A 795-nucleotide genomic window follows, 5' to 3' on the forward strand; every position below is an offset into this window, starting at 1 on the left:
ATCGACGCATTAGTCATGTCCTCAAGCCCCCGGATGTACTGATCAGAGGGGTGACAACTTTCCTGAAACTGGGGGCGGTTGCGGGAGGTGTCTGCGAGGAGGAATCGGCATTGAGCAGCAAGGCATCCATTCTGGATTCGAGTGCGGCGAGCCGCTTGTTCTCGATCTCGAGCAGCTTCAAGCGCTTCTCGCTTTCGAGCAGCCGCTTCTCGCTCTCGCGTCCACGCATCTCGATGTCGTAGACGGGTCGCCAGTTGAACATCGCCAGCAAGCGCCGCCAGGGCGGCAATGTGGAGACCCACTCCGAGCGCGACAGCGGCCGCGAGTCTGCCGAAGTGGGAGAGGTTGTCGTTGACATAGTTCGTGGTGAACGAAATCAGCAGCAGCAGCAGCAGGGCGCCAGCGGCAAGGGTTGACCAGCCCTGGCGATCCAGCAGCCGAGGGGGCGGCACTGAATCGGGTTGCCCTGGAAGGCCCTCAACATCTGAGATCACCGTAGCGAGCCCGAACCAGCGCCGATCGCCGCATAGTACGCCTGTGCTAAAATACGTACCCTCGTGGTTTCACTGGTTTCCCGGCCAAGTGCCTGCGGCGGGCATGGGCACGCGCCCCCAACCCCTCACACCACCGGGCTAACAGAAGCCCCCCGCCCAATCGCGTAATACGTCCACCCCAGCTCCGCCAGGCGCTCTGGTTCGTAGAGATTCCGCCCATCAAAGATCAGCTTCTGGCGCAGGGCGGTGGCCAGCTGATCAAAGTTGGGCGCCATGAATCGCTTCCACTCCGTGCAGATCA

At 61.8% G+C, this 795-nt stretch carries 2 protein-coding genes; one reads left to right on the forward strand and one right to left on the reverse strand.

Annotation, left to right across the window (positions count from 1 at the left end):
• Positions 1-13 precede the first annotated feature (13 nt).
• Positions 14-262 (reverse strand): hypothetical protein, encoded by a 249-nt coding sequence (locus AC01FP_RS18255; protein ID WP_474482255.1) that lies wholly within the window; start codon positions 260-262, stop codon positions 14-16.
• On the opposite strand from AC01FP_RS18255, the gene AC01FP_RS18260 reads away from it, so the two are divergent.
• The gene (locus AC01FP_RS18260) at positions 255-416 is read left to right on the forward strand and encodes a hypothetical protein (protein ID WP_474482256.1); all 162 of its coding nucleotides are present in this window, start codon (positions 255-257) and stop codon (positions 414-416) included. The two genes, AC01FP_RS18255 and AC01FP_RS18260, sit on opposite strands and share 8 nt — an antisense overlap.
• Positions 417-795: the final 379 nt, after the last annotated feature.

It is taken from the genome of Cyanobium sp. NIVA-CYA 375, assembly GCF_056108345.1.

Coding starts and splice junctions, on each gene's coding strand:
- AC01FP_RS18255 (WP_474482255.1), bottom strand. CDS start 262: ATGTTCAACTGGCGACCCGTCTACGACATCGAGATGCGTGGACGCGAG.